General features: G+C 46.5%; 1 protein-coding gene and 1 pseudogene. Both read right to left on the bottom strand.

Translation table 11 applies throughout. The annotated features are described in order from the left end of the window. Window positions 1–123: 123 nt before the first annotated feature. Window positions 124–700 (bottom strand): annotated as a pseudogene (locus tag NZ772_17695) (Uma2 family endonuclease). Further along, on the bottom strand, window positions 697–2,305 hold a 1,609-nt coding region (locus NZ772_17690), incomplete at its 5' end, for an AAA domain-containing protein (GenBank protein MCS6815389.1). The gene NZ772_17690 and the pseudogene NZ772_17695, both read right to left, overlap by 4 nt.

Genomic DNA, 2,305 nt, shown 5'->3' with positions numbered 1-2,305 from the left:
CTGCTGATAGTGACGCAGTGCTTCGCCAACATCCCCCAGCGCCTTTTAGACTATTAACTAAGTTGAAATGAGCAAAGGCAATGGTGGGGGCATTATCTACACCATTAACCCGCATCTAAACAGCTAGGAGAAGTCGATCGTTTCATAGAGGTCTGCAATGTGTAGTTGCACCTCAACGCTGCTCAAGGTCAGGGTAGCAGAGAGATCATCATATTCTGAAAACAACCATTGGTGGGCAGATTGTTGAACATAGTGTTCCACCTGTACCTGGTATTGATCAATCAGTAGATAGTCTTGAAAGCTGGGAATAGTGCAATAAGCCAAAAATTTCTCGCCCCGATCGTAGTTTTGAGCGGACTCAGACAGTATTTCCGCAATTAAGCAGGGATTCATGACCGTATCATTGCGCCCGGTTTGCAATTCCAGAGGTTTGGGCAACACCATCACATCGGGGTAAGTATAGAGATTTGCCCCAAGAATCCAGAGTCGTTGATCAACATAAAACATCCGGTAATTTTTTCCCTTCAAAGCTGACCTCAGTAGAACACACAAGGTTGCTGGCAACGTCATTATGGTCTGGGGTGCCACCCGTCATCGGAACAATTTCTCCATTGCGATATTCACTGCGCGTTTCAGAGGCAACTTCCAGTTCTAGATAGTCGTCGATCGTGTAGTGCTTTGTCTCAGGTTGAGCAATCATGGTTGGTTGACCTCCGGGGCTGTTAACTCTAATGCTTGCCTGATTTGGTCAAAAAGCACTCGGATGATGCTACTAAACTCCCGATCATCTCGATCGCACAACCAACCATTGCGATACCACTGATGGTATGGTACATGCACGAGCTTCCAGCCTGCTCGCCTCAGCACCTCAACCCGTGAAAAATGTTCCTCTGAGTAAGTGCGACCATCCGGGGTAAAGTGGTGAACCCCATCGACTTCAACAGCGCAACAGTCCTGGTTGCGAGTATTAAAGATGACAAAATCTAGGCGCTTATTGCAGCTCTCGACTTGGTTGTAAAGCTCCAAATGATTTGCTCCATAAACCCGGATAAATTCTCTCAAATACTCCAGCACCTTGAACTCAAACTCAGATTCAACCTTTGTTTCATCAAATCCCCATTTATGTTTACCCTTTAGGGGCGTTTCCTGGGGATTAACATAACCACTAGAGTCTCTCAGATCCTCATCGTGAATTTGATAGCCAAAATGCCGTAAATACTGCTTCAACAAGCTGGCTGTTTTCGGAATACCCCCGTAGATGAAGTAGGTATAGTTGATGGCGCGGCTAGTCGCCACATTGAACCGATTGGGATTTTCGTAATGTCCCTTTGCCCAGCGGCTACCGAGTCCCTCCAGTCCTAGGGTAATCAAGATAATATTCCGTTCATTCCCTTGAAATTCTTCGGGAGTACCCACCAACAGTTGATAGGTTTGCCATTCATCCTCTGAGAATTCTTCCTGAAGCCGCTCTCGAATGGCATCTCTCTGTTGAGTCAGGAAGGACAAGACCCCGATCGACGGCTTATTCTTTTCTGTAAAGCCATGCTGGCTCAATGGCTCCTTTAAATAGCTATCATTCCGTATCAACCCCTTCAATTGGCAAACTAACGCTTCAATTTCTTCAGGAACGAGTTTCTTGCTAGCTTCCCGTTGTCCCCCTACTCGCACCGCCTCAAAACAGGGTTTGTTGATGTTTTTGCCCACAGCGGTCATGATCAGCAAGCTGCCATCATAGAAGGTCTTGCTGGTGAACTCGGCTAACTGGGGCATGGAGCGGAAATGTTCATTCAGCGTCACCTTGGGGATACTGAAATGATTGTCTTCATTGATGATAAAGTCGAGTATAGATGAATTGCTGACGATTAATGCCTTGTCCTTAGCCCGATCGTAGTCAATCACCCGACTTAAGCCCGCAAAGCAGCGATTCCAGACAAGCCGTTCAAACCTACGATTGAGCGCAAACAAACCCGCTGCATTTAAGCTAAGCTGCTTATCATCTCCGACCACACAAAAGCTCTTGCCGCGATAAAATGCTGGGATAATTTCGGCAATGTTAACCTGGGATGCCTCGTCAACAATCACCAGATCGAAGACTTCAGGTTGAAAGGGTAGAAATCGTCCCAAATCTCTAATCTCACCCGTCCACAGGGGGAAAACCGTTGATAGATGGCTGTAATCAATGCGCTGCATACAGTCTAGAATTCTATCTTGCTTGACCCAACGTAACAGTTTACGAAACTCGTCTACTACAGATTGATAGCGCTTGAGGTTTCTGAGCAGGTCATGCTGCAATTTCCGTTTGTTA

This window comes from Cyanobacteriota bacterium (assembly GCA_025054735.1).
Classification (GTDB): Bacteria; Cyanobacteriota; Cyanobacteriia; order SKYG9; family SKYG9; genus SKYG9.
This window is presented reverse-complemented; position numbering and strand designations above follow the sequence as displayed.